This window comes from Streptomyces sp. NPDC002911, from assembly GCF_053591835.1.
Genome location: NZ_JBSFUO010000021.1, coordinates 35,384 through 59,956, shown reverse-complemented (window position 1 = coordinate 59,956; position 24,573 = coordinate 35,384). Strand labels below are relative to the sequence as shown.

Sequence of the window (24,573 nt, the reverse complement as noted above, 5' to 3'; positions counted from 1 at the left end):
GAGGTCAGGCGGTCATGGCGGGACCGTGCGGGGCATCGCCGCAGCGGCCGACCGGACACCGAGCCACGACGCGGATCCCGGCTACCCGGGCATGACGCCGTGGATGCGGGAGAGGGTGAAGACCCTCTCCTCGTCGCGCAGGTGGCACCAGGCATACACGTAGGGCGGGTCGAGCACGAGCTCGCTGAGGGTACGTACGGTCCGGTTGCCCGAGGCGGCGACGTACTCGACCGTGACGGCTCCGTCGGCGTCGACGGCATGGGCGAGCTGGCGGACATCGCTGTAGGCCAGGGTTTTCGCGTAGGCGGCGACGATCTCCTCGGTGTCCGTGCAGTAGGGAACCCCGGTGCCGAAGGGGTCGGGAGCCGGAAGTGCCGACGGGGCGTTCCGCAGTCTGGCGGCCAGCGCGCTCAGATCGACGGCCACCAGAGGCGCCGTCGGCAGGTCCCGCCGTCGTTGGCCTGGGAGCGGGGCCGGAGCGGCGGCACGTCGGGGCCGGGTCTTCTCGAGGCGCACGGTTCCGTCGGCCTTCTCGGCGACAGGGGCGTAGCCGGCGTCCCGGAGCGCGGCGAGGGTCGTGTCGAGCGGGGTCCGGCTGACCAGCACGGTCGGCGCCAGCCGGCGCAGGCCGAGTCCGGCGAGCTTTCCGTGCGCGGCGATTTCGGCGAGCAGGACGGGTTCTTCTGCGTGGATCACGCAGGCCGCAGGGGCGATGCGCATACGGCCGTGAGTGCGTGCGGTGTCGTGGATCAGGTACGACAGGGGCTGGGGGAGGGGGCCGACGGCGACTGCGGTGAGATCGGCTGCGATCGCGTCGGCCGCGCGGCCTCGGTCCAGGGCGCGGCGAACGGTTGTGGGGCTGAACCGCCACACCGATGCCGTACCACCGGTTTCCTTGTCCGCGACGGTGTCCAGCAGCGCGGCGAGGCGCGCAGAAGGTGTGCCGGTGACGACAGCGGTGAGATCCGCGCCGAATCGGGCCGCCCTGGTGGCCGCCGGCAGCAGCCGCCGGCAGGCGTCGGCCAGCGCGTCGGCCGTGTCGGCCCGCAGAGCGGCACCGATGCGGGACAAGGCGCCGCGGGCGACGACTCCGAGCAGTTCCGCTTCCCGGATGACGGAGGCGAAGAGCGTGGTGTCCTGGGGGATCTGGTCGGCGAGCGGCCGGTGCCAGGCGACCAGCGGCCCCAGTTCCGCGGGGCTCTGCACTCCCTGGTTCGCCGGAAGACACCCCGCGGCGGCGAACAGCCCCTCCCGGGCCTGGACACATCCGTCGCAGGGCGGTGTCCCGGCGAGCGCGGGCAGCGCCTTGCCGTCCTCGTCCCGAGCCTGGGTCGGGGTGAGCGGCAGCGTCCGCCACGCCTGGAGGAGTGCGGTGAGCTGCTCCGCCGGCTCCTGCTCCGACCAGGTGTCGTATGCGTCCGTCGCCACGACCTGGCCACCGTCCCGAGCCAGCAGCCCGGCACCGTACGCCGCCTCCAGCGCGAGGCGTACGACGATGTCGTCGCACCGCGCTGCCTTGCCGACCCGGGCCAGCTCACGTGCTCCGACCCCGCCGGACTTCAGCTGGGTCGGCTCGGAGGCGGCGCACGCCGCCAGGGCCGACGCGGCACGGGCGGTGAACGCTGTAGCGGCAGGGCGACCAGCACGCGGCGCAGCTCCTCGGAGGTCGTGTCCGCCAGTAGCCGGGCGAGCGGTGCGTCCAGCCCCAGCGGCGAGTCCCACGCCTGCCGTAGCGGAGCCGCGATGTGCAGCAGCCCTTCGCCGTCCGGCCAGACGAGTGCGCGATCGGCCAGCGCGTCCAGGACCGCCGCCAGCCCGCGAGCGCGCTCCGCTCCGGTCACGTCCAGCAGATCGGCCAGGGCGGCACGTGGAACGGGCCCCGATGCCGCCAGTGCCTCGGCTACCTGCAGGTGCGGCAGCGTGAGCCGGGTCAGTACCGGGGCCACCGAGGCCGGGCGCTGAAGCCGGTCCGCGAGTTCGCCGGACGATCGAGGCTCCGGCGGACACACGGTGTCCGGGCGCGCTGCCAGGACCCGCTCCAGCCGGTCGACTTCCAGACCGTTCAGCCACGTGGCCAGAGTTGATCCGCTGGGCTTGCTGATGGGGACACCTCACAAAGACGGGTGCTGGTGGTCTCCGACCGGAGTCGGTCCCGCACAGATCCCAGAATGGAGCATCGAAGGGGACGCCCGCACGCTGTGGCGAAAGGCATCCACTCCTGAGTGAAGGGGGTGCCCTGCCCGGCCAGCGGCGGGAACCGGTCCGAGAAGGAATCGGCAGGCTGGTTGAGGCGGCCCTGTGGCGGGCGGGAGATGCGCGCGAGGCGGGGCCGCCCACGCACCGGAGGACCACCGCTTCAGGAGCCCTGGAGCCCGGGCAGTAGCAAGCCGGGCAGGAGCCCCAGCGCGGTCAGGACCGCCAGGACGAGGAGCACCGCGCCGATCGCGGTACCGAACACCGGGCCCAGGCGCCACAGCTTCTCCACGAAAATGATCACCGACACCGACGCCATCGCCGCGATGTTCATCGAGCCCAGCGGAATGAGGACGATCATGAGGCCCCAGCAGCAGCCGACGCAGTAGAGGCCGTGGTGCATTCCCACCCGCAGGTCCCGGGCTCTCGTCCGGAAGCCGGCGTAGCGCACCAGCTGGCCCATGGGGCTGCGGCAGTGGCGCAGGCAGATGTCCTTCAGCGGACTGACCTGCTGCACGGCGGCGGCGAGGAAGGCACCGGCCCCGACCCACCGCCCGGCCTGTGGGTGGCCGGACAGCAAGGAGTCGACCAGCATGAGAATCCCGTAAGTGGCCAGGCCGAACGCCGCCCAGGCGAGCAGGTACCCGGCCACGAACTGGGTGGTCCTGAGCGCCCGCGCGCCTCCCGATGACTGTCGGCCGATGGCCCGGGTCCAGGTGACGGCCACCGGTGCCACGGACGGGAACATCATGGCGATCATCATGACCACCCAGAGCAGCAGGAACAGCGGCACGCTCATGCCCATCGTCCCCGGGCCCATGCCCGTACCGCCCGTCTGGGCGACCACCAGAATCCAGGCGAGCAGAGCGATCAGCGCCATGACGGACCAGGCGGCGGCCAGCTGTCGAGCCGGGAGCAGATTGCCGGTCCGCAAGGGTGGGGTCAGCCGTTCCCGGTTGGGGGGCATGGTTCCAGCCCATCACGGACGATGGCGGGTCGCGCGTCGGCGACGGGGCGGTCGCGGTCTCTGGCTCGCGACCGCCGTCGGTGAAAGAATGGAAGAAAATATCCCGATTGCCGAGCTGCTGATCTGGAGTTCGGCAGCAGCGCCGGCCATTCGGGCATCGTCACCAAGCTTTTGCCGAACTTCCCGCACCGCTCGGCGCGACGTCGCGTAGGAGGTCGTGCGCAAGGAGGCAGTGATGTCCGAGACGACGCAGACCATTCCGCAGTGGCACGTGTCCGGCGACTGGTTCGACACGTGCAGGTGCGATATTCCGTGTCCTTGCTCGTTCGCGCAGCCGCCGACGGACGGGACATGCGAGGGAGTCCTGGCCTGGCACATCCGTGAGGGTCACTACGGCGACATCACGCTGGACGGGCTCAACGTGCTGATGCTGGGCTCGTTCGTCGGCAACGTGTGGGCCGAGCACTCCGATGCGTACGCGGCGGTCTTCCTCGACGAGAGTGCCGACGGGGCGCAGCGCGGAGCGCTACAGATGATCTTCAGCGGTGAGGCCGGTAGCTGGCCTGCGGAAATGATCAGCATGCTCGGGGCCGAGATGCGTGGCATGGATGTCGCCCCCATCGAGTTCGAGGCCGATGACGATCTTGGCAAGTGGCGGGCCGCTGTCCCGGGCCGGGTCGAGGCCAGCGCTGTCGCGCTCACCGGGCCGACCACACCCGAGGGTGCGCGCGTCCAGACGACGAACCTTCCCGGATCGGAGACGGGCCCCGGCCAGGTTGCGACGTGGGGCCGCTCGGTGGCGGATCGCGCCGACGCGTTCGACTTCCGGTGGAGCCGCGAGGGCCAGTCCAGCAAGCACATCACTTTTGACTGGACGGGACCGAACTGAGCGAGTGAACGGAGAGGCCGAACTGAGCCCACGGGACGCGCCCCCGCCTCGGTTTTCTCCGACGGTGTGTGTGGTGAGACGAACCCGAGCCGCGTGAGGGGGTGCCCCCAATACGCTTGCCAACTGTTCGCCCGATGGCTCGGGTTCGGTCGCTGGCTTCCCGACCTGTGGCGCAGCCGGCGGCTACACGCTTGCCGGACTGTGGCGTACGCCGGTGAATGAGACCGGAATGCAGACCACGCGGGAACGCAACCAGAAATGCAACCGGATCGAGGCAGCGTTCGTAGGCCATGTCCCGGCGCTGCTTCGGTGGCCGGAAGCACCAGGTCAGGAGAGGTACGAGGTAAGGGCCCGCCACCCGAGGCCGGCATCCCGGTCTCAGCAGTGGGCGGGGCGCGCGTGCACCGTGCTCACCGACCCGCGACGTTCGCTCGCCACATACCTTGAAGTGGTCGGCAAGCGTCTTTCCGCTCCACCCTGGCCACGACGTCTTCCTCCACCGCGACGCCGGGCGGTGAGGCGAGGGCGACGATCCGGTGGCGCGAGGCCGGGACCTGGCGGTGACCCGGCGGCGCCGTGTCCTACTGATGCGTACCGTGCCCTCGGCAGCAGGTGCGTATCCCTCGGCGCGGAGCATGGTGGCCGCGAAGTCTCGGTGGCCGCGAAGTCTCGGGGGCATCGAGGCGAGTGGGCCGGAGGAGCCCGAAGAGTCTCGTGGGGACTGCAGCTTCGACGTATTGCCTGGTGAGAGCAGTGGCGGAGGATACGAGATCCGCACTCGTGAGGGGCTGCCCCCCACACGCTTTCCAAATGTTCGTTTGGGGGTTCGGGGAGGGGCAGGGGCGTCCTGACCTGGGACGGAGTGGACTGTTCAGCGACGTCCGGACGCGGCTGAATGTGGGCGAATGAGACCAGAACTGAGACCACGAGGCGCCGGATGGGTGGCTCGCGGCGTTCGGCGGATGCTGCGCCCGGGGCCCAAATTCCTACTTGTTTGATAATGTCTGTTCCATGAGCGAGATTCCTTACAGCGTCGGCGAAGGGCCGGCCACCAGGGTGAGTCTCTCCCTCCCCGAGGGGACGGCGGAGGCGATTCGCCGACGGGTCGGCAAGCGTGAGTTCTCCGCGTTCATCACCGAAGCGGTGGAGCGCGAGTTGCGCGGTCAGATCCTGGATGAGTACCTGGCCGACTACGAACGCCGTCAGGGGGCGATCTCCGAGCGCGAGCAGGAGCGTGCACGCCGGGTCTTCGACGAGGTATTCGCCGAGGAGGGGCAGTGGCCCGCCGCAAGCTGAGCCACGAAGGCACCCTCGTTCTCGACTGCGAGGGTTTGTCGAAGTTTCTCAGTGATCACGAGCCCGTCGTCGCCCTCGTCGCGGAAGCCCGCAAGCGGGGCATGGAGGTGGTCATCAGCGCACTCACCATCATCGAAGCGGTGTATCGCCGGACAGATAAGGCGAGGCTCGCCTGGGTCCTGTCCGGCGTGCGAATCGTGCACATCGGTGACGAGGAGGCCAAGGCCGCCTCAGCCATGCTGATCAATGCTGGGCTTCATGGTCACAAGTACGCCATCGACGCTGCTGTGGCCGAGATGGCGCTGCGTCAGCGCCGCCCGGTCGTCATGCTCACCTCGGACATTGACGACATGGCGAAGCTCTGCGGCGACAGGGTGCGCCTCGTCGCCGTGTAGTCGACGCCCAGGACCCGAACGAGGGGGCGTTCGCCGCATGGCTGAAATGTACTGAATGTCGGAGATGAATGAGACCGAAACTGAGACCACCAACGTCGAAGGGCCCCACCGCAAGCGGTGGGGCCCTTCGACGTATTGCCCGGTGAGAGCAATGGCGGAGGATACGAGATTCGAACTCGTGAGGGGTTGCCCCCAACACGCTTTCCAAGCGTGCGCCCTAGGCCACTAGGCGAATCCTCCGCCGCAAACAATACAAGACGTTGGAGGGTGCTCGCGAACACGTTCCCCGGAGATCGTTCCGGTCCGTCCTCCGGGAGGGGCGAGGCCGGGAGCGGGTGGACGGCAGGGGGCGGGGATCGGTTAAGGTGGGCATCAGCCCCTCACGTGGCGCTATCTGACTGAACTCCCCCAGGGCCGGAAGGCAGCAAGGGTAGGTTGGCTCTGGCGGGTGCGTGGGGGGCCCTTGCGTGCCCGTGGTGTGGTGTTCCGCCCGGGGCTCGGTCCGGGGCGGGACCGGTTGTCGGTCCGCCCCGATAACCTCGTATGTGTGTCGTCCCTTGCGCTGTACCGCCGCTATCGCCCCGAGTCCTTCGCCGAGGTCATCGGTCAGGAGCATGTCACTGACCCCCTGCAGCAGGCCCTGCGGAACAACCGGGTCAATCACGCGTACCTGTTCAGCGGGCCGCGGGGCTGTGGGAAGACGACCAGTGCCCGCATCCTCGCCCGCTGCCTGAACTGCGTGCAGGGGCCTACGCCGACTCCCTGCGGGGAGTGTCAGTCCTGCCAGGACCTCGCGCGCAACGGGCCGGGCTCGATCGATGTCATCGAGATCGACGCCGCGTCGCACGGCGGCGTGGACGATGCCCGTGACCTGCGGGAAAAGGCCTTCTTCGGGCCCGCGTCGAGCCGGTACAAGATCTACATCATCGACGAGGCTCACATGGTCACCCCGGCCGGGTTCAACGCCCTGCTGAAGGTGGTCGAGGAGCCGCCGGAGCATCTCAAGTTCATCTTCGCGACCACCGAGCCCGAGAAGGTCATCGGCACGATCCGGTCGCGGACGCACCACTACCCCTTCCGGCTGGTACCGCCCGGCACGCTTCGTGGTTATCTCGCGGAGGTGTGCGGCAAGGAGAACAGCTTCGTCGAGGACGGTGTGCTGCCGCTCGTGGTGCGGGCCGGTGCGGGATCCGTGCGTGACTCGATGTCCGTCATGGACCAGTTGCTGGCCGGTGCCGCCGACGACGGTGTGACATACGCCATGGCGACCTCGCTCCTCGGCTATACGGACGGGTCCCTGCTGGACTCCGTCGTGGACGCCTTCGCAGCGGGCGACGGGGCGGCCGCCTTCGAGGTCGTGGACCAGGTGATCGAGGGCGGAAACGACCCCCGGCGCTTCGTCGCGGACCTGCTGGAGCGGCTGCGCGACCTGGTGATTCTGGCCGCCGTACCGGATGCCGGGGACAAGGGGCTCATCGACGCGCCCGCCGATGTGGTCGAGCGGATGCAGGCCCAGGCGGCCGTCTTCGGCGCCGCCGAACTGAGCCGCGCCGCGGACCTGGTCAACGAGGGGCTCACCGAGATGCGCGGGGCGACCTCGCCCCGGCTCCAGGTGGAGCTGATCTGCGCCCGGGTGCTGCTGCCCGCCGCCTTCGACGACGAGCGTTCGCTCCAGGCCCGGCTGGACCGGCTGGAGCGCGGCGCGTCCTTCGCCGCGGCGGGGTCCGGCCCGGCCATGGGGTACGTACCGGGGCCGGAAGCCCACGGGGCGGGCGTCGGGATTCCCGCAGGAGGCGCCGGTGGTCCCGCGGCGGCCCGTGCGGCAGCCCGGGGCGAGGTTCCGGGCGGTGCCCCCGCCGACGTACCACGGGCCGCGCCCATGGCTGCGGCCCCGCCGGCCGTCCAGCAGCCCCGTGCTGCGGCATCGGAGGCACAGGAAGAAGCGCCGCCTGCCCAGCAGCCGGCGCCCCAGCAGCCGACGGCCCCGGCGCCCGCAGGTCAGCGCCCCGGCGCCTGGCCCGCAGCGGCTGGAGCCGGCAGCGGGGGTGGTGCGGAAGCGGCGCGGAGGCCCGGCGGCTGGCCGACCGCCTCCGCGCCCGGAGGCGGCGTACCGCAGGCGCAGGCGCCCGCCCCGGCCTCTGGCCCGTCCGCTCCGGCCCCCGTCGCGCAGGCTCCCGCGCCCGGCGGGCAGGACATGGCACAGGGCGCCGCCCAGGTGCGGAACATGTGGCCGGACATCCTCGAGGCCGTGAAGAACCGCCGCCGGTTCACCTGGATCCTGCTCAGCCAGAACGCCCAGGTCACCGGCTTCGACGGCAGCACCCTGCAGCTCGGCTTCCTCAACGCCGGTGCCCGGGACACCTTCTCCAGCAGCGGTAGCGAAGAGGTGCTCAAGCAGGCTCTGGCCGAGCAGTTCAACGCCAAGTGGCGGGTCGATGCGGTCGTCGACCCGTCGGGCGGTGGCGGCCAGCCGGTGCAAACCGGCGGCGGGGGCGGTGGCGGCAGGCCTCCGGCCGCCCCGTATCAGCCCCCGCCCGCACCGCCGGCCCCGTCGTACGAGTCCCGGCCGGCCGCCCCCGCCCACCAGTCTCCGCCGCCTGCACAGCAGGCCCCGACGCAGCAGCCCGGGCAGCCTGAGCAGCCCTCGTACGACCGTGCGACCCCCGAGCCGCCGCGGTCGGTCGCGCCCGAGGACGACACTGCAGAGGCGGACGATCCCGACCTGGTCGACTCGGCGCTCTCCGGGCACGACCTGATCGTCCGCGAGCTGGGCGCCACGGTCGTCGAGGAGTTCACCAACGAGTAGGAGGCTCCTCGCAACGCCCGGAAGGCTCCTCGCAATGCGTAGGAGGCTCTCCGGACCGCCCCGGGCTGTCCACGGAGCGGCGCCCGTCGAGGCCCCCTGCCCCCGGCGGCTAGGCTGCACCCCGTGAAGGTCCTCGTCATCGGCGGCGGCGCCCGCGAACACGCCCTGTGCCGCTCTCTCTCCCTCGACCCCGATGTCACCGCTCTGTACTGCGCCCCCGGCAACGCCGGAATCGCAGAGGTGGCCGAACTGCACCCGGTCGACGCACTCGACGGCGACGCCGTCGCGCGCCTGGCCACCGAGCTGGGCGCCGGGCTGGTGGTCGTCGGCCCGGAGGCACCGCTTGTCGCCGGTGTCGCCGACGCCGTGCGCGCGGTCGGCATCCCCTGCTTCGGTCCCTCGGGCGAGGCTGCCCAGCTGGAAGGCTCCAAGGCGTTCGCCAAGGACGTCATGGCCGCTGCCAACGTCCCGACCGCCCGTAGCTATGTCTGTACGACGCCCGCCGAGATCGACGAAGCCCTGGACGCCTTCGGCGCCCCGTACGTCGTGAAGGACGACGGCCTCGCGGCCGGCAAGGGCGTCGTCGTCACGGATGACGTCGAAGCCGCGCGGGCCCACGCCCTGGCCTGCGACCGTGTGGTCATCGAGGAGTTCCTCGACGGCCCCGAGGTGAGCCTCTTCGCGATCACCGACGGCACCACGGTGCTGCCCCTTCAGCCCGCCCAGGACTTCAAGCGCGCCCTGGACGGCGACGAGGGCCCGAACACCGGTGGCATGGGTGCGTACTCCCCGCTCCCCTGGGCCGACCCGAAGCTGGTCGACGAGGTCATGCAGACCGTCCTGCAGCCGACCGTCGACGAGCTCCGCCGCCGTGGCACCCCCTTCTCCGGGCTGCTGTACGCCGGCCTCGCGATCACCTCACGCGGTGTGCGGGTCATCGAGTTCAACGCACGCTTCGGCGACCCCGAGACCCAGGTGGTCCTGGCCCGGCTGAAGACGCCGCTGGCCGGGGTCCTGCTCGGTTCCGCCAACGGCACCCTGGAACTCGTACCCGCGCTGACCTGGCGCGATGACGCGGCCGTCACCGTGGTCATCGCCTCGCACAACTACCCGGGCACGCCCCGCACGGGAGACCCGATCGAGGGCCTCGCGGATGTGGTGGCGCATGATGCGCCGCATGCGTTCGTCCTGCACGCCGGCACCCGGCAGGACGGCGACGCGGTGGTCAGCGCCGGAGGGCGCGTGCTCTCCGTCACGGCGACCGGCAAGGACCTCACCCAGGCCCGGGAGCGCGCCTACACCGCGGTGGGACGAATCCGGCTCGAGGGCTCCCAGCACCGTACGGACATCGCCCGTAAGGCCGCCGAAGAAGCCTGAGACGGCTGAGGCGCCTGAGACGTTTGCGACTGCTCATTCCGTGTGCCCGGCCCTCCAGGAGGCGCCGGGCACAGGCGTGTCCGGCGTCTCCCGGCCAGGGCGCGGGAGGCCGTGTCCGCGCACCCGGGGCCAGGACCGCGGTATCACCCGACGCTGGGGCGCCGACACGTCAGCAGCTTTGCCCAAAGCCATTCCATCGGGTGACGACTCGACCATCCGGATGACGCCCGCCGAGGGCCCAACTATGGTGCGGCGCAGGCGTTCCGCACTTGGCCCACCGGCATTGCGATGTCAGTGACGGGTGCCACAGTGGGGGAGTGACCAACACCGTCGCGGGGGCAGAGGGGGTGACGTCCAGCCGTGTCCGGTACCGGTTCGGTTGAGGAGCTGGGTGCGCACACAGCGCGGGCCAGGGCTGTGGCTCTGCTGCGCATCCGCAGCAGGGCCACAGCCCTGGCGATCCTTCCGGCGGGTGTGGCCGTCGTGCTGCTCGTCGCGGGCGCCCAGGGGCGCATCGGCCCCGGGGCGTGGTCCACGGTCAGCTGGGCGGTGACGGCCTGCGCCGTCGTGGTCCTGCTGCTCGCCGCGGCGGTCGCCGTGGTCGTGGCGCGCGCGAGGCCCGCGGTCAGTCCCACCGTGCCTCTTGCCGAGGCCGCGGCCCCCGATCTCTACCGGCTGGTCCGGGACCTCGCCGACCGGCTCGACGTCCCGGCGCCGTCGGCCATAGCGCTGACCCCGGACTGCGACAGCTGGCTGGAGGACCGTACGCACCCCGCAGCCCAGCCGGGGGCGGGGGACCCCAAAGGCCTGGCGAGGGCCCGGAGGCGCCGCCGTGTCCCGGCGGCGCCGGTGCTGGTGATCGGCTCTCCCTTCCTGTGGTGGATGCGGGTCGCCGAACTGCGTGCGGTTCTGGCTCCGGTCGTCGCGGGCACAGGGCCGTCCGCCCACCCCGACATAGCCGCCGCCCGCCGTTTCGTCCGCGGCCTGGACGCCGCGGTCGCCGATGCCGAGGTGCCCGGACAAGGGTCCGTACGCAGGATTCCCGCCGCCTTCGTGGGGTGGATAGCCAGGGTGCTGCTGCGCGGCTGTCGCGGTCATGCGGCAGAGATGGAGCGCTGCGTCGCCGCTGCGGCGTCAGGGCGTGCCCAGGAGGTGGACTACGGGCTGCGGATCGTCGCCCAGGAGCAGGTCGGCCTGGCCTACGCGGGCTGGGACCGGCTGCTGACCCGGGTCGCGCTGCCCGCCTGGCGGATGGGGCGCTGGCCCTCTCGGCTCGACGCCGGTGTCGTCTCCGCGCTCACGGAGCTCTCCCGGCGCGACCGCCTCGCCCAGGGCTTCACCTCCCGGCTGGGGGAGCGCCCCGCCTGCGATCTGATCGAGGAGCCCGGCGCGGCGGACGAGGCGGCCTCGCTGCTGGCCGCCCGCCTTTTCCACGGAGGGCCGGCGGAGGCCGGACCCGGCTGGTCCCCGGTCGACTGGCAGCAGTATCCGGAAGAGGTCGTGGACCGGAAATGGCGTATGGAGGCTGCCCGCCTGCACCGGGTGCTCGACGCCATGGGAGTGGCCACCAGTGTCCCGGTGGGGGCACCGGACGCGTCGGAGGCCGCGGTGCCCACGCTGGCGCGCGTGATCGACCACCTCGCCGCACCCGGCGCCGACAGCGAGGCGCTCGCGGCCGGGATCGGCGCCGCCGTCGCCCGCGACGAGGAAAGGGCGGCTCCGCGGCCCCTGACCGGTGCAAGCGGCGCCCCGGCGGACGGCACGTCGGCCGGGGTGGGCACCGGCCCCCTCGACCTCTGGGGGCCGGTCCCGCTCCCGCTCTTCCCCCTGCAGCCGCCGCGTACGGGAGCTGAGTTGCTCGCCGACCATGTCGTGGCGATGGTCTGCTGCGCCGCCGTGGACACGGCGGGTGCCGCACCCGGGCTCGACTGGCTCGACGGACCGGCGCTGCTGGTCGACGGCGGACGCGGGTCGGACCTCGGCGCCCCCGTGCTCTGCCTCGTCGAGGACGGGGACGCGGAGCCGCTGCTCTCCTGGCTCACCGCGGTAGGGGTGCGCGCCGACAAGCCCGTACGCCTGGGCTGAGAGGTGCGCCTGCGGCGGGAGGAGACCGAGCTGCACGGCCGTTCGTCCACTTTAGGTGGCAAAATAACCTAAATGTCCTCTCAATACGCGGAAGGTCGGGCTTTGGTCCAGTCAATTCGCGACGAACGGTGACGGAGTGCCTGCGTAATGTGATGTGCTGAGCCCGGCGTCGGCATCCGGCGCATCAGATGTTCGGGGACGAGGGAGGGGCGCGGGATGGGGGCGGAGCAGATCCGGCGATGGGAATCGGGTGCCCTCGCGCATGCCGTGAGTGACCCCTTCGGGCAGGGCCCGCTGCCGTGGCTGCGCAGCAGCGACAACTACCTCGACGACACCGGTCAGGTCGTCCCCTGGTACGTCGATCCCGACCTCGGCCGGGGTGGATCCGGCGGCGGCACGCGTACGGCCGACGACGTGCGCCGGCAGATCAAGGGATTCGTGTCTCCCGGCGCCGCGGCACCCGGCGAGGCGATCGACTTCCACATCACGGTGGACCCGCCCCAGGAGTTCTCCGTCGACGTGTACCGCATCGGGCACTATGCGGGCGACGGCGCCGCCAAGATCAGCACCAGCCCGCGCCTCTCCGGCATCGTCCAGCCGGCGCCCATGACCGCCGACCGGACGGTCTCCTGCCATCACTGGTGGCTCTCCTGGCGGCTTCAGATCCCCGCCTACTGGTCGGTCGGCGCCTACGTCGCCGTGCTCACCACCGCCGACGGCCACCGTTCGCACGTCCCGTTCACGGTCCGCGACAACCATCCGGCGGACCTGCTGCTCCTGCTCCCCGACGTCACCTGGCAGGCCTACAACCTCTACCCGGAGGACGGTCGCACCGGCGCGAGTCTCTACCACGCCTGGAATGATCAGGGCCGGCTGCTGGGCGAGGAGGACGCCGCCGTCACCGTCTCCTTCGACCGCCCCTACGCAGGCGCCGGGCTGCCTCTGCATGTGGGCCACGCCTACGACTTCATCCGCTGGGCCGAGCGCTACGGTTACGACCTCGCGTACGCCGACGCCCGCGATCTGCACGCCGGCCGGGTCGACCCCAGCCGTTACCGGGGCCTCGTCTTCCCCGGCCACGACGAGTACTGGTCGGTGCCGATGCGCCGTACCACCGAGCTCGCCCGGGACACCGGCACCTCGCTCGTCTTCCTCTCGGCCAACACCATGTACTGGCAGGTCGGTCTGGGCCCGTCCCCCTCAGGTGTCCCCGACCGCCTGCTCACCTGCCGCAAGCGCCGCGGCCCGGGGAAGTCCGCGCTGTGGCGCGACATCGACCGCCCCGAGCAGCAGATGCTCGGCATCCAGTACGCGGGCCGGGTCCCCGACCCCCATCCGCTGGTCGTGCGGAATGCCGGCCACTGGCTCTGGGAAGCCACTGGCGCAGCCGAGGGCGACGAGATCGACGGGCTGGTCGCCGGTGAGGCCGACCGTTACTTCCCGCGCACGGCGCTGCCCGAGCACGAGAGCCGCATGCTGCTCGCGCATTCTCCGTACGCGGACAGCGAGGGGGCCACCCGGCACCAGGAGACCTCGCTGTACCGCGCCCCGTCGGGCGCGCTCGTCTTCGCGTCGGGCACTTTCGCCTGGTCTCCGGCTCTGGACCGGCCGGGCCATGTCGACTCCCGTATTCAGCGGGCCACGGCCAATCTGCTCGACCGGATCTGTAAGCGGGACTGAGCGGGACCGAGGATCCGCGCCGCCGAGGGGCCCCCGTGTCCACGGGGCGACCCCCGGCGGCGCGGCTCCTTCGCATGCGGGACAATCGCTACGACTCCTGGATCAACCTACGCGGAGGCAGCGTGTCCGGTTTCGTAGAAAAGCCCGAGCCTGTGCAGGTGCCCGGGCTCACCCATCTGCACACCGGCAAGGTGCGCGACCTGTACCGGAACGAGGCGGGCGACCTCGTGATGGTCGCCAGCGACCGTATCTCCGCGTACGACTGGGTCCTGCCCACCGAGATCCCGGACAAGGGCCGCGTCCTCACCCAGCTGTCGCTGTGGTGGTTCGACCAGCTCGCCGATCTGGTCCCCAACCATGTGCTGTCGGCGGAGCTCCCTGCCGGGGCGCCCGCCGACTGGGCCGGCCGCACCCTGATCTGCCGCTCGCTGCGGATGGTCCAGGTCGAGTGCGTGGCGCGCGGTTATCTGACGGGCTCAGGCCTGGTCGAGTACAACGCGTCCCGTACGGTCTGCGGTCTCGGGCTGCCCGAGGGGCTCGTCGACGGCTCCGAGCTCCCGGGGCCGATCTTCACCCCGGCCACGAAGGCCGCGGTCGGCGACCACGACGAGAACGTCTCGTACGAGGAGGTCGCCCGCGAGGTCGGCCCCGAGACGGCGGCCGTACTGCGCCGGACGACGCTCGACGTCTACGGCCGCGCCCGGGACATCGCCCGTGAGCGGGGGATCATCCTCGCCGACACGAAGTTCGAGTTCGGCTTCGCGCCCTCCGCGGACGGCGGCGAGGAGCTGGTCCTCGCGGACGAGGTGCTGACGCCCGACTCCTCCCGCTTCTGGCCGGCCGAGACCTGGGAGCCGGGCAAGGCGCAGCCTTCGTACGACAAGCAGTTCGTGCGCGACTGGCTGACCTCACCGGCGTCCGGCTGGGACCGCCACGGCGAACAGCCGCCCCCGCCGCTGCCGCAGGACATCGTCGACGCGACCCGGGCCAAGTACCTGGACGCGTACGAGCTCCTGACGGGCACGAGCTGGCCGGCCCAGGGGGTGTGACGCAAGAAGGCCCCGGTCGCGAGGACCGGGGCCTTCTACATGGAGCGGACGACCAGGTTCGAACTGGCGACCTCAACCTTGGCAAGGTTGCGCTCTACCAACTGAGCTACGTCCGCGTGCGCCGAAGTGCGATGCCTACTATACCCAACCTCTGCGGCCTGCGAGACGCACTGCCGCACGGCGGTTCTCCGCACCGAGTTCGGAGACGGCGGCCGAGGCGGGCGCGCACCGTCCCCGGTGACAGCGACGCACGCTCCGCGACCGGCGCGCCGTCCGCCGTCGGCTCCAGCACCTCGTCCTCCCGTGCGGTCGGCGGGGAGTCCCCGGCGACGATCGCGTCGGCCGTCAACTCCGGGTGCACGAAACGGTTTCCCCGCGTGGACGGTACGGATGATCTCGGCCCGCCGCCGGGCGCCGACCGTCTTCGGGACGAACGCACGGACGCCCGCCTCCAGTGCCCGCTTCAGATTCCCCGGCCTGTTTCCCCGGCCTGTCATCGCTTGTCACGATCACGGTGCGGCAGCCGGGCAGTCCGGCCCGCGGTGCTGTGGCGACCTTCACACCGTCCGCGCCGCCGGGGGCGCCGTGTCGCAGGACCTTGGTGGCCGCCTCCCGTACGGATCAGCCGAGCACCGACCCGGACCGGAGCGGGAAGCTGCCCGCCGTCGCCGTGGACGGTGCATTCGATTCCGGCTGCCCGCAAGACGCCCTGGGCGCCCAGAAGTTCCGTACGGTCGGCCTCCCGATATCCCCGTACGCACGTCGCGGACCTCCTGCTGGGCGGCTTGTGCGATGCGCTGTACCTCGATCATCCGGCCCATCGCCGTGGGCTTTCCGCGCTGAGCCGGCTCGACCGCGAGCTCGCTCTTCAGCGCGATCACCGCCGGATTCCGGCGCAGGACTTCGTGTGTGTCCCGCCCCTCGAAGCGCAGTCGCTCCTCGGCGACCGCCGGCCGGGTCGATCGGTGCACCGCCGATGCCCACCCCCGCCGACCTGGTCAGGGGCGAACGGCCCGGTGCCCCCGGTCGGCAGCATGCCGCCGCTCATGCCCGCCGCGACAACCGCGATGCACACACCGGATGCCCACACCGGTACGGCGAGGACGAAAGGCGTCAGGAACGGCCACAGTGCGGCCCCCAGGGCCAGCCGCAGCTCGGGAAACCTCGGGGTGCCGGCGTATCCGCCGAGCGCCGGCAGGCCTGCCGCGTTCACGATGAGCAGGACGGCCGCGAGCGCGATCAATCGTCGTTCGACGGCCCCGCGGCCGAGGAAGCTGTCGAGGGCCGGACGATCAGCGGTACCGAGCAGGCGCCCTGGGTGATCGCGCTCAGGACCGTAGCGGCGATCAGGACGGCGGACGCGTCCGAGTGCCGCCCCGGGTGTGTCACCGACAGGAGCACCACGCGCAGGACCATCCCCCGGACCATGGTGTGCATGGTCCGGGGGATGGTCCTGTGCGTGTAGAGATCGATGTCGTCGAACCCCTCGCGCGTCTGCCATGCGCACCCGTGCCCGTACCCACCCGGTTCCGGACGGGGAAGAGCCGTCGCCGGTCAAGGATCAAGTCTTCCGTTGGTTCGCGACCGTGAGTAATGCGCGTGGTCATTACTACTCATGACAGACGTCATGGGTCGATGTCCGGGAACGTCAAAGGCCCCGGTCGAGATCGACCGGGGCCTTTGAATCAAGAGCGGACGACCAGGTTCGAACTGGCGACCTCAACCTTGGCAAGGTTGCGCTCTACCAACTGAGCTACGTCCGCATTGCTACCACTCGGCTTTCACCGGTGGAGCGCTCACTACTCTACCTGATCCACTCAGTGGTCCGGTAAGGCAGTGCAGAGCGGGTGACAGGAATTGCACACTGCGCCTTCCCCCTGGAAGGGGGATGTTCTACTACTGAACTACACCCGCACGCTGCGTCGGACCCGGCTTTTCGGCCTTGCCCTTCGGCGTGCTCCAGACTCTAGCCGACCTGCAGGGGTGTTGTGCAAGTCGGCTCCCCGAGGTGCGGCTCCGGGGCCCGGAGGACGTTGAAGCGGAAGGGAGCATTCCGGGCGCTGCTCTCAACTGGCCGCGCTGAATGCCTCGTAGACCTTTTTGGGGATCCGGCCGCGGGCCGGCACCTCCATGCGGTGCGAGCGGGCCCAGGCGCGCACGGCCGCGGGGTCCGGCGCGAGCGACGTGTGGTGGTACGACACGGGGGGCTTGCCGCGCTTGCCGGTATTTGTCTGCTTTCGGCTGGCCGCGACGTACGGGGCCAGCGTCTTGCGCAGTTTCTTTGCATTGGCGGGATTCAGGTCGATCTCGTACGACTTACCGTCCAGGGCGAAGGTGACCGTTTCCGCCGCTTCTCCCCCGTCGATGTCGTCGGAGAGCGTAACTACTACGCGCTGAGCCACGGATATCGGTCCTTTCCTGCGGCATCGTCGCGCTGACATGCGCTGATGCCGGCCTTCCGGCGGCTGGGCGGATGGGCTCGACTGCTGTCGGCTGTCCCGGGGTAATCGTGCTTTCCCGGCTATTCATTTGTACAGCGGCAGGAGCCGCATTGTGAAGCCCGGCCAATTGCATCCGCGTGTTGCATCCGCGTGTTGCCTCCGTGTGTCCGCGGGCAATCCGGGTGAAGATTTTTCCCGGGATTTTCGCTGGGCGTTGTCGCCTCCGATATCTGTCCGTGATCGCGCCGTCGATATCTACCCGCGTAGATTTTCTGGCCAGGTACGCTGAGAGGACCCGCGGGGATCTGGGGAACCCCTCGGAGAAACAGCCGCACCACACCACCGGGAGTGCCCGTGGCACGCGTCGTAGTCGACGTCATGCTCAAGCCGGAGATCCTCGACCCGCAGGGACAGGCTGTGCAGCGCGCACTGCCCCGTCTCGGCTTCGACGGAATCGCGGACGTTCGTCAGGGAAAGCGTTTCGAGCTCGAGGTCGAGGGGCCGGTCGACGATGCCGCCCTTGCCCGTATTAACGAGATGGCCGAGACGTTTCTCGCCAACACCGTCATCGAGGACTTCACCGTCAAGGTGGAGGAGGAGAAGTGACCACCCGTATCGGAGTCGTCACTTTTCCCGGCACGCTCGACGACCAGGACAGCCTGCGGGCCGTGCGGATCGCGGGTGCCGAACCCGTATCTCTCTGGCACCGTGACAAGGACCTCCGCCAGGTCGACGCGGTCATCCTGGCGGGCGGATTCAGTTACGGCGACTATCTGCGCGCCGGCGCCATCTCGCGTTTCTCGCCGGTGATGGAGACCGTCATCGAGCAGGCGAAGGCCGGCATGCCGGTCCTCGGCATCTGCAACGGCTTCCAGATCCTGACCGAGGCACACCTGCTGCCCGGCGCGATGCTGCGCAACAACCACCTCCACTTCATCTGCCGCGACCAGAAGCTGCGGGTGGAGAACGCGGACACGGCCTGGACCTCGGACTACACCGCGGGCCAGGAGATCTCGGTACCGCTGAAGAACGTGGACGGCCGGTACACCGCCGACGATCACACGCTCGACGAGCTCGAGGCCGAGGGCCGCGTCGCCTTCCGCTACGCCGACCTCAACCCGAACGGCTCGCTGCGCGACATCGCCGGCATCACGAACGCCGCGGGCAACGTCGTCGGTCTGATGCCGCACCCGGAGCACGCCGTCGAGCCGCTGATCGGCACCGGTCGCACCGACGGTCTCGGTTTCTTCACCTCGATCATCAAGAAGCTGGTCAACGCATGAGCCTGGACACGGTCAAGCACGCGGCCGAAACCCCGGACACCGGGCAGCCCTGGAAGGACCTCGGCCTCAAGGAGGACGAGTACGCCCGGATCCGCGAGATCCTGGGCCGCCGTCCCACCGGCGCCGAGCTCGCCATGTACTCCGTGATGTGGTCCGAGCACTGCTCCTACAAGAGCAGCAAGGTCCATCTCAAGCAGTTCGGCGAGAAGGTCCCCGAGAACGACGCGATGCTCGTCGGCATCGGCGAGAACGCCGGTGTGGTCGACGTCGGCCAGGGGTACGCGGTCACCTTCAAGGTCGAGTCGCACAACCACCCCTCGTACATCGAGCCCTACCAGGGCGCGGCCACCGGCGTCGGCGGCATCGTCCGCGACATCCTGGCCATGGGGGCCCGCCCGATCGCGGTCGTCGACCCGCTGCGCTTCGGTGCGGCCGACCACCCCGACACCCGCCGGGTGCTGCCCGGTGTCGTCGCGGGCATCGGCGGCTACGGCAACTGCCTCGGCCTGCCGAACATCGGTGGCGAGGTCGTCTTCGACGCCTGCTACCAGGGCAACCCGCTCGTCAACGCCGGCTGTATCGGCGTGATGAAGCACGAGGACATCCACCTCGCCCAGGCCTCCGGACCCGGCAACAAGGTGATCCTGTACGGCGCCCGCACCGGCGGCGACGGCATCGGCGGCGTCTCCGTGCTGGCCTCGGAGACCTTCGAGTCGACCGGGCCCGCGAAGCGGCCCGCCGTCCAGGTCGGCGACCCGTTCCAGGAGAAGCTCCTCATCGAGTGCACCCTGGAGATTTTCAAGGAGAAGCTCGTCGCGGGCATCCAGGACCTCGGCGGCGCCGGGCTCTCCTGCGCCACGAGCGAGCTGGCCTCCGCGGGTTCCGGCGGTATGCGCGTCGACCTGGACACCGTGCCGCTGCGTGACTCCTCGCTCTCGCCCGAGGAGATCCTCATGAGCGAGTCGCAGGAGCGCATGTGCGCGATCGTCGAACCGCAGCACGTGGACCGCTTCCTGGAGATCTGTGAGAAGTGGGACGTCATCGCCACCGTCATCGGTGAGGTGACCGAGGGCTCGCAGCTGGAGATCTTCTGGCACGGCGAGCAGATCGTGGACGTACCGCCGCGGTCCGTCGCCCACGAGGGCCCGACCTACCACCGTCCGTTCGCCCGTCCCTCCTGGCAGGACGCGCTGCAGGCCGACGACGCCGGCAAGCTGGCCCGTCCGGCCGACGGCGCCGAACTGCGCGAGCAGGTCCTGAAGCTGGTCGGCTCCCCGAACCAGGCCTCCAAGTCCTGGATCACCGACCAGTACGACCGCTTCGTGCAGGGCAACACCGTGCTCGCGATGCCCGAGGACGCCGGCATGGTCCGGATCGACGAGGAGTCGAACCTGGGCGTGGCCATGGCGACCGACGGTAACGGCCGCTACGCCAAGCTCGACCCGTACACGGGCGCGCAGCTCGCGCTGGCCGAGTCCTACCGCAACGTCGCCGCCTCCGGCGCCAAGCCGCTCGCCATCTCCGACTGCCTGAACTTCGGTTCCCCCGAGGACCCGGACGTCATGTGGCAGTTCGCCGAGGCCACCCGTGGTCTCGCGGACGGCTGCCTGGAGCTCGGCACCCCGGTCACCGGCGGCAACGTGTCGCTGTACAACCAGACCGGTGAGACGGCGATCCACCCGACGCCCGTCGTCGCGGTGCTCGGCGTGATCGACGACGTCACCCGGCGCACGCCGGTCGCCTTCGCCGAAGAGGGCCAGCTGCTCTACCTCCTGGGCGAGACCCGCGAGGAGTTCGGCGGCTCGGCATGGTCCGAGGTCATCCACCAGCACTTGGGCGGCATGCCGCCCAAGGTGGACCTGGGCCGCGAGAAGCTGCTCGGCGAGATCCTGATCTCGGCCTCCCGCGACGGCATGATCGACGCGGCGCACGACCTCTCCGACGGCGGCCTGATCCAGGCGGTCACCGAGTCCTGCCTGCGCGGCGGGAAGGGTGCCCGGCTGGTCGTGCCGGAGGGCGTGGACGCGTTCACCTTCCTGTTCTCGGAGTCGGCCGGCCGTGCGGTCGTCTCGGTCCCGCGCAGTGAGGAGCTCCGCTTCAACGACATGTGCGGGGCGCGGGGACTGCCCGTGGCCCGGATCGGTGTCGTGGACGGCGAGGAGATCGAGATCCAGGGCGAGTTCAGCATCCCGCTGAGCGAGCTGCGTACGGCGCACGAGGGGACTCTGAGGGGTCTGTTCGCCTAAGTTCTGCCCGTACCGAAGCCCCCGTCCGGGTCTACCGGACGGGGGCTTCGGCGTTCTCACCGGAAACTGTTGATGCATGTTACGTAATTACGTAAGGTTGTGTTCTGTGGAGCTTGAGGAACGCGTCGCCGAGCTGGAGCGCCGGATGGCGGCGCTGGAGCAGGCGGCGGGCGGCGGGCAACCGAGCCTGAGCGACGGTGACTTCTGGGCGCTGGACGGGCTGAAGGACCAGCTCGAACAGGTCGGGGAGGCCGCGGCCGACGGCGGGGTGCTGTTCACGGGCGCGGTGAAGCTGCCCGCCGGTGAGCGGTACGAGTGGCAGTACGGAGCGCTCACCGCAGGCCTCCTGGGGACCGACGAGGACCGCCCCGACTGGGCGGAAGCCGCCGAACCCCTGGCGGCACTCGGTCATCCGGTACGGCTGCGGCTGCTCCGCGAGATCCTCGCGGGCCGGCGTACCGCTGCCGAGCTGGCCGGGCTGGACGAGACGGGCACAACCGGCCAGATCTACCACCATCTGCGCCTGCTCACCGCCGCGGGCTGGCTGCACACGAAGGAGCGCGGGCGCTACGAGGTGCCCGGCGCACGGGTGGTGCCGCTGCTGGTGATGCTCACGGCCGCCCGGCCCTGAGGAGCCGGACCGATACGAACGAGGGGGACGTCATGTCCGTACGCAAAGCCGCGATGGTCCTGTACCGCTGCTGCTGGTTGGTCTTTGTCGCACTGGTGGTGGTCACCACGTTCACGGGACCGCTGGACCCGTTCGCCTTGGTGTTCCTGCCCGCCGTGACGGCTCTCGTGACCGGCTACGCGCTGAGCCGTTCCGGCGGCGCGGGCGTGACGGACCCCCGGCCCGCTGTGGAGGTGGGGCCGCCGGTGACGGGCCGCTGGACCGCCGTCAACAGCCCGGCCGACAAGGTGCCGAGCCACGGCACGCACGCCTATGGGCAGGCATACGCGATCGACATCGTCGCCGAACCGGAGGAGGGCAGCCGTCCGCCCTTCCGACGGCTGTGGCCGGTCGCCCGGCCCAACCGCGCGTTTCCGGCCTTCGGCGCCCCGCTCGTCGCGGTGGCGGACGGCACCGTCGTCCGCGCGAGCGACGGCCGGCGCGATCACCTCAGCCGGAACTCGGGCCCGGCGCTGGCGTATCTGATGCTGGTGGAGGCCTTCGTACGCGACATGGCCGGCGCCCACAGGATCTTCGGCAACCACATCGTGCTCGACCTCGGCGACGGCACGTACGCCGCATACGCGCATGTCCGGCGCGGGTCCCTCCAGGTGAAGGCCGGGGACACCGTCCGGGAGGGGCAACTGCTCGCCCGCTGCGGCAACTCCGGCAACTCCACCGAGCCGCATGTGCACTTCCAGCTGATGGACCACCCCGATCTCGACGTGGCGCGGGGGATCCCCTTCACCTGGCGGGGTGTCGGTGTCCCGGGCAACGATGAAATCTTCGTCACCGGCGGGACGGCCGGTAGCCACTGATGGCTTGCGGGCGTCACGTGTCGGTGCGGTACGGGGGAATGATCACGGACGGTACGTGCGCTGCCGGGCCACCTGGGTCCGATGCGGAGCCGACCGGGTGGGCGACTTGGGGACGACGTACGGGCACTTCGCCCTGACCCGTGACGCCGCACCCCCCGCGACCGGCTGGAGCCCTTGTCCGGGCGTACGTCGACGACGCCACCTGACGCTGCGGTTGCACCGGTCTCACCTTCCCCCGGACCTCGGACTTCGAACGGAGTTGAGCGACCCTGCGGTGGGCGCGCACTGTCACAGGCGCCGGTTAGTCTCGCCCTATGCCCCCGGCCAAGAAGCGCCCGCGCGTCTATGACCTCAGCCGGACCCGCCTCGCGGTCCTGGCCCAGTTCGACCGTGTCCGGGAGGCGGTGGCCGCGCTGACGGAGGGCCGGCTGGCCGGGCCGTCCGGGCTGGGGGAGTGGACCGTGCGGGACCTCGCCGTCCACCTCACCAAGGCGATGGATCGCGTCAGCCATGAGATGGAGCTGCCGGAGCCGCCCGGGCCCAAGCCGCAGCTCACCCTGCTGGAGTGGCCCTTCTCCGCCGCGGGCGGGGCGGAGGGCATCGCCGACGACACCCGGGAACCGGCCGAGGCCCACCCAGGCCTCGCCGCGCTGTACGGGGAGACGGCCGACCGGTTCGCGCGGCTGGTCCCCGCGAGCGCGGGCGAGCGGCTGGTGACGACACGGGGCGGCACGATGCGGCTGGGCGACTTCCTGGTCACCCGCACCGTGGAACTCGTCGTGCACACCGACGACCTCAACCGCGCGGCCGGACTCTCCATCGGTTACGACCGCCAGGCGCTCGCGGCCTGCACCCGGCTGCTCGCCGACGCGCTCGCGGACAAGGTGCCCGGCGGTTCCGTCGAGGTGCGCGTCCCGCCCTTCGCCGTCGTCCAGTGCATCGGCGGCCCCAAGCACACCCGGGGCACGCCGCCCAATGTCGTGGAGACGGACCCCCTCACCTGGATCCGGCTGGCCACGGGACGTACGCGGTGGGCGGAGGCGCTCGACGCGGCGCAGGTCAGCGCCAGTGGTGAGCGGGCCGACCTGGCTCCGCTGCTCCCGCTGATGGGCTGAGGGGGAACCGGATCGGTTACTCGATCCGTCCCAGGGCCATGCGCAAACAACGTATGGCTGTCAGCGTCCTGGCCCTCCTCGCCCTTGCCGCCTGCGGTACGGAGCCGGGCTCTTCCGGAGCGGGTTCCGGGGGCTCCGGAAATTCCGGGGACGGCAGCGGCTCGGTACGAAGCGGGCCGTCCGTGACCGGTGTCCACTGGAACGTGTCCTCCCTGACCGTCGGCGGGAAGAAGACCACCGCCCCCGCCGGCGCACACGTCGAGATCGACTCCGCGGGGAAGGCCACGGGCAATCTGGGCTGTAACCGCTTCACCGCCGAGGCCCACGTCGAGGGCGACAAGGTCTCCGTCGGGCCGGGCACGACCACCGAAATGGGGTGCGAGAAGGATGTCCAGCAGTTCGAGAAGGCGATGGGCCGGACCTTCAGCGGCGAGCTCAAGGCCGCCGTGGCCGGCCGGAGCGACGAGAAGACCCTGACCCTGACCACCGCGGAGGGGGACTCCATCGCCCTCACCTCCGAGCCCCCGGCCCCCCTGACCGGCACCGCCTGGAAGGTGACCGGCCTGCTATCGGGCAGGGGGGCCGCCTCCGTGCCGTCCGGTACGGAGAACAAGGCGCACCTCACCTTCGGCGAGGACGGAGCGGTGGAGGGGAACCTCGGCTGCAACTCCTTCCGTGGCAAGGCGTCGGTCTCCGGCTCCACTCTCACCTTCGGTCCGCTCACCTCCACCCGGAAGATGTGCGCGGGCCCCGAGATGGAGCTGGAGCGAGCGCTCCTCGGTGTGCTGGAGGGGAAGACGACGTACGAGATCGATCACCGCTCCCTGTCGATCGAGACCGGGAGCGGCAAGGGGCTCGTGGCGTCCGCCCCGGCGGCCGAGCACAAGGGCTGACCGGCCAGGGCTGATCCGCGCGGGATGCGGCCGACTCTCAGTAACCCCACGGATACGGAGCAGGCCGGAGTCCGTCTTCCTCCACGCCGCCCGCGGCTCCGCCAGGCCCTGCGGTTCGGCTGCCGCGCCGAGGGGCTGCAGGGGGAAGGAGTCTTCCGCCGGGGCGTGTGCCTGTCAGTGGTGGGCTCGGACTGCGGACAACTGTCCCGATTACGCCGTTCGCGCCCAGGGCCCCTGGGTGGGCCCGGCCGGACGGTCGGGCGGGCCCAGGCCCGCCCGTGAGGGGCTCCGAAGTGGCTCGCACGGCCTTCCGGTGGCGGTCGCCCGGTGTGAGGCTCGCCACGGAACGAGCGTTCGACCACCGCTTGCC

Annotated in this window: 20 protein-coding genes, 4 tRNA genes, 1 other RNA gene and 2 pseudogenes; 16 read left to right on the top strand and 11 right to left on the bottom strand. The window is 70.7% G+C overall.

Translation table 11 applies throughout. From position 1 onward, the window contains the following. Window positions 1–81: 81 nt before the first annotated feature. From ACWD04_RS25840 to ACWD04_RS25830, 3 genes are all read right to left on the bottom strand, one after another. On the bottom strand, window positions 82–1,428 hold the full coding sequence (locus tag ACWD04_RS25840) for a helicase-associated domain-containing protein (protein ID WP_451135743.1): 1,347 nt from the start codon (window positions 1,426–1,428) through the stop codon (window positions 82–84). Between the two features lie 131 nt (window positions 1,429–1,559). After that, on the bottom strand, window positions 1,560–1,946 hold the full coding sequence (locus ACWD04_RS25835; protein ID WP_451135741.1) for a hypothetical protein: 387 nt from the start codon (window positions 1,944–1,946) through the stop codon (window positions 1,560–1,562). Window positions 1,947–2,356: 410 nt separating this feature from the next. After that, entirely contained in the window at window positions 2,357–3,160 is an 804-nt protein-coding gene (locus tag ACWD04_RS25830) for a DUF2182 domain-containing protein (protein WP_451135739.1), read from the bottom strand. Window positions 3,161–3,395: 235 nt separating this feature from the next. Here ACWD04_RS25830 and ACWD04_RS25825 point away from each other — a divergent pair, with 235 nt between their 5' ends. The 3 genes from ACWD04_RS25825 (at window position 3,396) to ACWD04_RS25815 (ending at window position 5,740) form a co-directional block, all read left to right on the top strand. After that, on the top strand, window positions 3,396–4,049 hold the full coding sequence (locus tag ACWD04_RS25825; RefSeq protein ID WP_451135737.1) for a DUF1326 domain-containing protein: 654 nt from the start codon (window positions 3,396–3,398) through the stop codon (window positions 4,047–4,049). Window positions 4,050–5,060: 1,011 nt separating this feature from the next. After that, entirely contained in the window at window positions 5,061–5,345 is a 285-nt protein-coding gene (locus tag ACWD04_RS25820) for a hypothetical protein (RefSeq protein ID WP_205019245.1), read from the top strand. Beyond that, window positions 5,327–5,740, top strand: a complete 414-nt coding sequence (locus ACWD04_RS25815; RefSeq protein ID WP_451135735.1) for a DNA-binding protein — start codon at window positions 5,327–5,329, stop codon at window positions 5,738–5,740. Before ACWD04_RS25820 ends, ACWD04_RS25815 begins: the two co-directional genes overlap by 19 nt. 152 nt (window positions 5,741–5,892) lie before the next feature. Here the strand turns inward: ACWD04_RS25815 and ACWD04_RS25810 are convergent. Further along, window positions 5,893–5,980, bottom strand: a tRNA-Ser gene (locus tag ACWD04_RS25810). 132 nt (window positions 5,981–6,112) lie between these two features. Here ACWD04_RS25810 and ffs point away from each other — a divergent pair. The 6 genes from ffs (at window position 6,113) to ACWD04_RS25780 (ending at window position 14,737) form a co-directional block, all read left to right on the top strand. Next, an RNA gene (ffs, locus tag ACWD04_RS25805) (signal recognition particle sRNA small type) lies at window positions 6,113–6,207 on the top strand. A gap of 80 nt (window positions 6,208–6,287) precedes the next feature. After that, complete coding sequence (locus ACWD04_RS25800) at window positions 6,288–8,546, top strand: DNA polymerase III subunit gamma and tau (RefSeq protein ID WP_451135733.1); 2,259 nt, start codon at window positions 6,288–6,290, stop codon at window positions 8,544–8,546. Window positions 8,547–8,669: 123 nt separating this feature from the next. Continuing rightward, window positions 8,670–9,923: a phosphoribosylamine--glycine ligase gene (gene purD / locus ACWD04_RS25795; protein WP_451135731.1), complete on the top strand. Its 1,254-nt coding sequence runs from the start codon at window positions 8,670–8,672 to the stop codon at window positions 9,921–9,923. Between the two features lie 360 nt (window positions 9,924–10,283). Further along, complete coding sequence (locus tag ACWD04_RS25790; RefSeq protein WP_451135729.1) at window positions 10,284–12,008, top strand: hypothetical protein; 1,725 nt, start codon at window positions 10,284–10,286, stop codon at window positions 12,006–12,008. 216 nt (window positions 12,009–12,224) lie between these two features. Further along, window positions 12,225–13,688, top strand: coding sequence for a N,N-dimethylformamidase beta subunit family domain-containing protein (locus tag ACWD04_RS25785; RefSeq protein ID WP_451135727.1), 1,464 nt, complete (start codon window positions 12,225–12,227; stop codon window positions 13,686–13,688). A gap of 122 nt (window positions 13,689–13,810) precedes the next feature. Next, window positions 13,811–14,737 (top strand): phosphoribosylaminoimidazolesuccinocarboxamide synthase, encoded by a 927-nt coding sequence (locus ACWD04_RS25780; protein WP_451135806.1) that lies wholly within the window; start codon window positions 13,811–13,813, stop codon window positions 14,735–14,737. 40 nt (window positions 14,738–14,777) lie between these two features. Here ACWD04_RS25780 and ACWD04_RS25775 read toward each other — a convergent pair. The 7 genes and pseudogenes from ACWD04_RS25775 to ACWD04_RS25745 form a co-directional block, all read right to left on the bottom strand. Then, a tRNA-Gly gene (locus tag ACWD04_RS25775) sits at window positions 14,778–14,853 on the bottom strand. Window positions 14,854–14,875: 22 nt separating this feature from the next. After that, window positions 14,876–15,310: pseudogene (locus ACWD04_RS25770) on the bottom strand (DNA-binding response regulator); the annotation flags it as partial. Between the two features lie 3 nt (window positions 15,311–15,313). Continuing rightward, window positions 15,314–15,693, bottom strand: a pseudogene (locus ACWD04_RS25765) (sensor histidine kinase); the annotation flags it as partial. Window positions 15,694–15,976: 283 nt separating this feature from the next. After that, window positions 15,977–16,174 carry a hypothetical protein gene (locus tag ACWD04_RS25760; protein ID WP_451135725.1) on the bottom strand — a complete coding sequence of 66 codons (198 nt, stop codon included), beginning with the start codon at window positions 16,172–16,174 and terminating at the stop codon, window positions 15,977–15,979. A gap of 253 nt (window positions 16,175–16,427) precedes the next feature. After that, window positions 16,428–16,500: transfer RNA gene (locus ACWD04_RS25755), tRNA-Gly, on the bottom strand. A 79-nt stretch (window positions 16,501–16,579) separates the two neighbouring features. Beyond that, window positions 16,580–16,651, bottom strand: a tRNA-Gly gene (locus ACWD04_RS25750). 152 nt (window positions 16,652–16,803) lie between these two features. Continuing rightward, a complete protein-coding gene (locus tag ACWD04_RS25745; RefSeq protein ID WP_451135723.1) occupies window positions 16,804–17,139 on the bottom strand; it encodes a histone-like nucleoid-structuring protein Lsr2 in 336 nt (111 codons plus the stop codon). A gap of 393 nt (window positions 17,140–17,532) precedes the next feature. Between ACWD04_RS25745 and purS the strand changes: the two genes are divergently transcribed. The 7 genes from purS (at window position 17,533) to ACWD04_RS25710 (ending at window position 24,203) form a co-directional block, all read left to right on the top strand. Then, on the top strand, window positions 17,533–17,784 hold the full coding sequence (purS, locus tag ACWD04_RS25740) for a phosphoribosylformylglycinamidine synthase subunit PurS (protein WP_033296931.1): 252 nt from the start codon (window positions 17,533–17,535) through the stop codon (window positions 17,782–17,784). Next, window positions 17,781–18,461, top strand: coding sequence for a phosphoribosylformylglycinamidine synthase subunit PurQ (gene purQ, locus ACWD04_RS25735; protein WP_451135721.1), 681 nt, complete (start codon window positions 17,781–17,783; stop codon window positions 18,459–18,461). Before purS ends, purQ begins: the two co-directional genes overlap by 4 nt. After that, window positions 18,458–20,707: a phosphoribosylformylglycinamidine synthase subunit PurL gene (gene purL, locus ACWD04_RS25730; RefSeq protein WP_451135719.1), complete on the top strand. Its 2,250-nt coding sequence runs from the start codon at window positions 18,458–18,460 to the stop codon at window positions 20,705–20,707. The genes purQ and purL overlap by 4 nt, the downstream gene beginning before the upstream one ends. A 106-nt stretch (window positions 20,708–20,813) precedes the next feature. Beyond that, the gene (locus ACWD04_RS25725) at window positions 20,814–21,338 is read left to right on the top strand and encodes an ArsR/SmtB family transcription factor (protein WP_451135717.1); all 525 of its coding nucleotides are present in this window, start codon (window positions 20,814–20,816) and stop codon (window positions 21,336–21,338) included. 32 nt (window positions 21,339–21,370) lie between these two features. After that, window positions 21,371–22,195: a M23 family metallopeptidase gene (locus ACWD04_RS25720; RefSeq protein WP_451135715.1), complete on the top strand. Its 825-nt coding sequence runs from the start codon at window positions 21,371–21,373 to the stop codon at window positions 22,193–22,195. A 314-nt stretch (window positions 22,196–22,509) separates the two neighbouring features. After that, window positions 22,510–23,310 carry a sterol carrier family protein gene (locus ACWD04_RS25715; RefSeq protein ID WP_451135713.1) on the top strand — a complete coding sequence of 267 codons (801 nt, stop codon included), beginning with the start codon at window positions 22,510–22,512 and terminating at the stop codon, window positions 23,308–23,310. A 38-nt stretch (window positions 23,311–23,348) separates the two neighbouring features. Continuing rightward, window positions 23,349–24,203, top strand: coding sequence for an META domain-containing protein (locus ACWD04_RS25710; protein ID WP_451135711.1), 855 nt, complete (start codon window positions 23,349–23,351; stop codon window positions 24,201–24,203). Window positions 24,204–24,573: the final 370 nt, after the last annotated feature.

Coding starts and splice junctions, on each gene's coding strand:
- ACWD04_RS25785 (WP_451135727.1), top strand. CDS start 12,225: ATGGGGGCGGAGCAGATCCGGCGATGGGAATCGGGTGCCCTCGCGCAT.
- ACWD04_RS25710 (WP_451135711.1), top strand. CDS start 23,349: ATGCGCAAACAACGTATGGCTGTCAGCGTCCTGGCCCTCCTCGCCCTT.
- ACWD04_RS25720 (WP_451135715.1), top strand. CDS start 21,371: ATGTCCGTACGCAAAGCCGCGATGGTCCTGTACCGCTGCTGCTGGTTG.
- ACWD04_RS25825 (WP_451135737.1), top strand. CDS start 3,396: ATGTCCGAGACGACGCAGACCATTCCGCAGTGGCACGTGTCCGGCGAC.
- ACWD04_RS25760 (WP_451135725.1), bottom strand. CDS start 16,174: ATGCACACCATGGTCCGGGGGATGGTCCTGCGCGTGGTGCTCCTGTCG.
- ACWD04_RS25830 (WP_451135739.1), bottom strand. CDS start 3,160: ATGCCCCCCAACCGGGAACGGCTGACCCCACCCTTGCGGACCGGCAAT.
- purL (WP_451135719.1), top strand. CDS start 18,458: ATGAGCCTGGACACGGTCAAGCACGCGGCCGAAACCCCGGACACCGGG.
- ACWD04_RS25715 (WP_451135713.1), top strand. CDS start 22,510: ATGCCCCCGGCCAAGAAGCGCCCGCGCGTCTATGACCTCAGCCGGACC.
- ACWD04_RS25820 (WP_205019245.1), top strand. CDS start 5,061: ATGAGCGAGATTCCTTACAGCGTCGGCGAAGGGCCGGCCACCAGGGTG.